General features: G+C 42.4%; 3 protein-coding genes. All 3 read right to left on the reverse strand.

Annotated features, from left to right (window positions below; genetic code table 11):
* Positions 1–131 precede the first annotated feature (131 nt).
* On the reverse strand, positions 132–1,886 hold the full coding sequence (locus J0654_RS08900) for a RagB/SusD family nutrient uptake outer membrane protein (RefSeq protein WP_207027846.1): 1,755 nt from the start codon (positions 1,884–1,886) through the stop codon (positions 132–134).
* Between the two features lie 22 nt (positions 1,887–1,908).
* The gene (locus tag J0654_RS08905) at positions 1,909–5,115 is read right to left on the reverse strand and encodes a SusC/RagA family TonB-linked outer membrane protein (RefSeq protein WP_207027848.1); all 3,207 of its coding nucleotides are present in this window, start codon (positions 5,113–5,115) and stop codon (positions 1,909–1,911) included.
* 247 nt (positions 5,116–5,362) lie between these two features.
* A partial coding sequence (locus tag J0654_RS08910; protein WP_207027850.1) for a gluconate 2-dehydrogenase subunit 3 family protein occupies positions 5,363–6,000 on the reverse strand: 638 nt, incomplete at its 5' end.

Below are 6,000 nucleotides of genomic sequence, written 5' to 3' on the forward strand. Positions count from 1 at the left end.
TTAACATTATGTAAAAGTCTTGAGCCTAGTAAAATTACCTGTTTCCAATAATTTCAAAAGGCCATGTTAGTTTTGACTATCACGGCCTTTTGAATGTTAGGCATTTTATTCTAAAAAAAACAACTATTTTTCTAGTACGCCGGGTCTTGGGTTAAGGTAGGTGCTCCGTCTTTTACAGACCTATCGATTGCTTCAATAGGAATTGGGAAAAACTCATTTTTATTTTCTTCGAAGGACCTTCCTTCCAAATAGGTTCTGTGCTCAGATTCACTTTGGATATATTGGTTCAACACATCTGCAGCAACACCCCAACGTTGAAGATCAAAAAAACGATGGCCTTCCATTGAGAACTCCAAACGTGTTTCAAAACGTACAGCCTGCCTGGCCAGATTTTTATCGGTCCAAGCCGTATCATATGTAGCTATATCATAATTGGCAGCATATTCCCCGTCAACAATGGTAAAATCGTTACGTTCTTCGCCTTGAGTGGCCAATGGAACGAAGCCTTCGGGATTTGCAGCCCTGGCCCTGATCTGATTCACCAAACTTCTGGCCACCTCCAAGTCACCGATTTCAACCTCTACTTCGGCAAGCCAAAGAATAATCATGTCCAATCTCATAATTCTGTAATTATTGGCCGAAAGGTTACCCCAGCCCCCTTGTCCAAAAGCTTCAGGTTCCGCAACATGTTTCATGCTAAAAAATGGTCCAGCATAGGTCAGGTCCCGAACAAAATCTGTTTGATAAATTTTAAATCCTTTGTACAAAACACCTGGTCTACCCACGGAATGATCAATTCTTGGGTCCAAAGGCCCATCATAGGTTGATAATGTAGTTGTTGGGTCAACAGTTGAAGGTACATCAGTATTATCAAAAGTATCCAACATGGGCAGTCCTCCTTCGGTCTTGAATGCATTTACAAGATTTTGGGAAACTTGATAAAAACCACAACAACCCCAAGGGTCAGTATATGGGTGAGCCAATCCGATTCCTCTGTTTGCGGCATCACCAGTAGCACTACTTATGGCATACTGAACCTCAAAAATGGATTCTGAATTGTTTCGTGTAGCCACCAAAAAGTTATCCTGGTACTTATCTACCAAAGAAAATGGACCATTGTTCAAAATATCTTCCAAAATAGGCTTTGCTTCCTGTAGTTTAGTTGTATTGGCAGTTCCATCAGAGTTCCATCCTTGATACATTTTAGCTTTGGCCAAGAAGGCTTTGGCAGCCCAACTAGTAGGTCTTCCCACATCACTCTGAGATTCGGGCAAGACAGCTGCAGCAGCTTCAAAATCAGCTTCAATGAGCGGCCAAATTTCACGGTCATTTGGCACCTTGGTACTCTCCAAATCGTTAAGTTCAAAATCCTCATCACTTATATAAGTGGGCATTCTCCACATTTTCCTAGCTTCAAAATGGAACAAGCCTCTCAAGAACCTTGCCTCCGCTATGATTTGTTGTTTCTGTGCATCTGTGGCGTCCTCAACTTTTTCTAATGTATTGATTACATTGTTGGTTGCCGCAACACCTTTATAAAGTCCCCTCCACTTATCACGGATATGGACATTGAAAGATTGAAAATCATAGGCTTCTATAAAAGACTGTTCAGGTTGGTCACCGGCATCCGTTCCCTTCAATGCATCATCGGAAGCTAAATTGAAGACCCAATTGTGAATGTCGTTATGCCAAGTTTGACCTTCCAAACCACCTCCGGGCAACATAGTGTATGCACCGAGCAATAAACCTTTGACACCATCCAATGTAGCAACGTCGCCTTCACTGAACTGGCCTTGTGGCTTTCTATCCAAATAATCATTGTTACAACTCAGTATCAAAGCAATCAAGCCGATAGTTCCGAGTAATGTCGATATTATCTTTTTCATTTCTGTAAACATTTTATTTTCATTATTTAAGTGTAACATTTAACCCCAGGCTTATGGTTTTGGCTACGGGTTGTGCCCCACCGTCATAACCTAAAGTAAGGTTTCTTCTTGAGTCATCCGCATTGCTCAATTGAACTTCGGGATTCAGACCTGAATATTTGGTAAATGTGGCCAAATTCTGCGCCTGGATATAAACTTGCGCCCTAGCCAGGCCAACCGTTGACAAAATCTTTTCGGTAAAGTTATAGGTCAACTGAATGTTCTTTAATCTAAAGAAACTACCATCCTCGATCAAATAGGAGGAAGGTCTACTACTAATCTGGTCGTTGGCATCCATAATTGGCGAAGTGGCATTTGGATTTGCCGCTACCCAAGTGCTTGGATCTGCTGTGGGGTCGGTCGGTTGCCAAGCATTGTACAATGCCCTTGTACTCCTGTTACCCTGAAACGTGTTAAAGTCCGCAAAGTAACGAACATAGTTGAACACATCATTTCCCTGTGAACCATTACCAAAGATATTTAAATCCAAGTTTTTGTAGCTCAAATTAATATTGATTCCATACGTAAAATCCGGATGGGGACTACCTATAACTGTACGGTCATCATCATTGATTACTCCATCATCATTTACATCGGCCACCCTGAACTTACCAGGTGCGTTATAGTCGCCATAGGGTGCCCACGCATCGGCTTCAGCCTGTGATTGGAAAATACCCAAATTTTTGAATCCATAAAAAGAAGACAAGGGTGTACCTGGCTCCGTGATTGAAAGTGCCGGGATTCTTCTACTTTGTCCAAAAATTCTAGTGCTTTCACCTTCCAATGCATCAACATTGTTCTTATATGCCGAAAGGTTACCGCCAATCTCATAAGAAAAATCTCCTTTTTGATCACCGTAACTGATTCCGATATCAAAACCTTTATTGGTCATTTGCCCAACATTAAAGGCAGGCTCATCGGCCTGACCAGCAGTGTAGGTTACAGGTACGTTAATTAACATGTCTGTGGTCACCCTTTTCCAAACATCAACGTTGAGGGATACCTTGTTATCGAGCATCACCACATCCAAACCTATGTTATTAGAGGTTGTCGCCTCCCATTTGGCATTCGGATTACCAAAGGCCCGAGGAGCAAATCCAATCTGCGGAGTACCCGTGGAACCATCAATTGGATAACCAGCTGTCAGGATATCTGAACGGTAGGTAGTATACGCATTGTAATCACCGATTTGTTGGTTACCTGTTTTACCCCATCCATACCTAAGCTTTAAGTTATCGATCCATGTTACGTTCTCCATGAATTTTTCATCAGACATTCTCCAACCCAAACTAAAGGCAGGGAAGAATGCACTTCTGGATGCTTGTTGAAACCTCGACGAAGAATCGTTTCTCAAAATGACCTGAGCCAAATATTTTCCATCATAATCATAGTTCAACTGACCAAATTGTGACCATAGTGTATAATCCTGCCAAACAAATCCTCGGTTGGTTGCCGTAGTGGCATCACCCAGATCCAAATAACTTAAAATATTTGTGGTTTCAAATGCAAACCTCTGTCTACTGGCTTCCAAGCGTTCCTCAAATTGCTGTATGGATTCCACACCAACATAAGCTTTAAAGTTGTGTATTTCATTGAAGGTCTTGGCATAGGTCAATGTATTCGTCCATGTCCACTGGTACTCATATTGTTCCCTGGCAGTAGAACTGTTGATAAAGTTACCCTCAACATACTCCGGTTGCGGGCGTCCCAAATCTCTTTGTCTTTGCACTCGGGCATCCACGCCAAAACTGGTACGTAATTCAAGTCCGGGAATCAGCTCGTAATTGGCATAGGCGTTACCCAAAAGTCGAAGGCTATATCTTCTATCGTCCCTATCTCTATATAATACTGCATATGGATTGAAGTTATTACCCAGGTTAGCTCCCCTACTTCCTGCAAAATTACCTGCAATATCATAAATTGGAAGTAGTGGGTGATGCTTATACGATCCTGCAACTGGACTCTGTTCATCATCATTGGAAACGAAACCTTTCAGATTATCGAACGATGCAGTGAAATTCTCACCTATTGTCAACTTTTTGTCCAATGCTCTAAACTCTGTATTGGCCCTAAGGGAAACCCTATCGTAGCTGAAAAACTTAACAATACTCTCTTGTGAAAAGTAGCCAAGACTAAAAGCATATCTAGCCATTTCAGTTGCGCCTGACGCTGAAATATTATGGCTTTGAATTGGTGCAGACCTTGAAACTTCCTGCCACCAGTTGGTATCAGCTGCACGCGTTATTGCATATATGTTACCAGGTTCCAAAGAATAGAGACTGGGGTCGGTTCCAGGGTCGCCCTCCATGGCACCACTAGGGAAAACATAATCCGGGATAGTAACCTCGCCATTTGGTCCAAAGGTATACTGTCCATGGCTTGGGGTTTTACCAGCATATATGTCAGCAAGGTATAGATACTGTCCCAATTCCCGTGCATTCAATGCCTCTACATCATTAGCTGGGGATTGAATACCATAATACATATTGTAATCAATTTTGGGTTTCCCCATTTTACCTTTTTTAGTGGTTATAATGATAACACCATTTGCCGCCCTTGATCCATAAATCGAGGCTGATGACGCATCTTTCAATACCTGCAACGATTCAATATCATTTGGGTTAAGATTGGATTGTCTTTGAGAAGGAACCCCGTCAATAATGTAGAGTGGGTCATTGTTTCCCAAAGTTCCAAACCCGCGAATCCGTACGGTGGCCTCACCGCCGGGACGGGCATCGTTTATGATTGTAACCCCGGCAGCTCTACCTTGCAATTGCTGTGAAAAAGTAGTGGCTGGAACAGATTTCAACTCATCGGTATCAACAACGGTTACTGCACCTGTCAAATCTTTTTTGGCCTGTGAACCATAACCCGTAACCACGATTTCATCCAATTTATTTGCATCTTGCTCCATGGTTACATTGATGGTACTTTGTCCATTGACAGGGACTTCTATGCTCCTGTATCCGATATAACTGATGATCAAAGTGGCATCATTTGCAGCTTCAATACTAAAGTTACCGTCGAAATCAGTCTGGGTTCCATTGGTTGTCCCCTTGACCAAAACATTGGCACCCGGCAAGGGTCCTGTTTCATCGGAAACCGTACCTGTTACGGTCTGGGCCTGTGCAAAACCCGCGCAAAGTACAGCAACCAAAAAAATAATTCTCTTGAAAAATGGTTTTTTCATAAGTTCAATTTTAGGTTTGTGTTAGTTAATCAATTGAGATTTTATTTTCATCTTCTGTAAGAAAAAAAATGGTTTTGTTGGTTAAACTTAATTTTAAAGACCTCACTTATTGATAAATATGTGATTATAAGCCTTCAAATTCATGAATTTTATAAAAACATAGCTCTATTTTTATTCTTTTAATGAGTAGACTCTTAAAACATTAAAAAAGCGCGCCCTCTCTTTAGCAAACAATAATTATTTTGATTTAGGTCAAGAGATTGCCATCCTCGTCCCACTCGGCAATAATACCGCGCTTACTCTGATCCACACATTTGGCCAACCATTCCTCGTCATAAGATACGCCGTGCTGTTCCAGTACGTCATCCGGCACACCGTCCCAAACATTGGGCTGGTTACCTTTATATCCTATTTCCTCTATCCCAATTTTACTGGTATAAAAACCGGTCATGGTCAGGTTACGGACCAATGAGAAGAAATTCACCTCGAACGGCCGTTCATTACCGGGCGTTTCGGGGTCGTAAAAGGCAATCCCGTCCAAAATGGCTTTTTGTTGCTCTTCGGTGGCTGTTTTAAACTCCACACCAAACTCCGTATTGCTTTTGTGGTCCAACCACATGATCCCACCGCGGATGTCGGGCTGGAAGGCCTCATTGTCCTTGCACATAAATTCTATGAAACCGACCACATCGGCATCGGAAGCGGCCTTAAATTCTTCGGAGGGCGGCAAAATAAGGTCGCAAAGTACGGTAAGGGTCTCCATCTCATGCGGATTCAAAAATTGCTCGTCCTGCAGTTCATTGATCAGTTCGGTTTCCAACGGCACCCTGCCCGGATAGGTGATCTTTGGTGCTTCCACCAATTCTTCTGCTCCTGTTGAAGGCC

It is taken from the genome of Flagellimonas profundi, from assembly GCF_017313275.1.
Taxonomy (GTDB): domain Bacteria; phylum Bacteroidota; class Bacteroidia; order Flavobacteriales; family Flavobacteriaceae; genus Flagellimonas; species Flagellimonas profundi.

What these genes read in the sequence shown, in the direction of transcription:
- J0654_RS08900 (WP_207027846.1), bottom strand. Translation starts at nt 1,886, where the DNA reads ATGAAAAAGATAATATCGACATTACTCGGAACTATCGGCTTGATTGCT.
- J0654_RS08905 (WP_207027848.1), bottom strand. Translation starts at nt 5,115, where the DNA reads ATGAAAAAACCATTTTTCAAGAGAATTATTTTTTTGGTTGCTGTACTT.